The sequence below is a fragment of the Rhizobium sp. SVR5-2C genome, assembly GCF_056755115.1.
In genome coordinates, this window is the sequence record NZ_JBNDHT010000446.1 from 1 (window position 1) to 259 (window position 259).

A 259-nucleotide genomic window follows, 5' to 3' on the forward strand; every position below is an offset into this window, starting at 1 on the left:
TGCCGGAGGCGGCCGTAACCGGTCCGCAGGAGGACCGCATCGCCGGGTCGCACGCCTACACCCTGGCGACGCTCGGCCCTCTCGAGATCGTCCGGAAACACTCCCTCACCCGGTTCCAGCCACGGCACCTCGCGGACCTTCGCGATGTCCAGCAGGACACCCCGCGTGACGATCCCGCTCGCGGCGGCCGTGACGGCGGCCCACGCCGATCCCGTCTCGGCGTCGACCAGCGAGTGCGGTCGTCCGTTGTACATCAGGC

At 71.4% G+C, this 259-nt stretch carries 1 protein-coding gene; it reads right to left on the reverse strand.

Going from position 1 to position 259, the window contains the following annotated elements; translation table 11 throughout:
- The coding region (locus ACPYOI_RS36465) for a cyclase family protein (RefSeq protein WP_481424229.1) at positions 1-259 on the reverse strand (259 nt) is incomplete at both ends.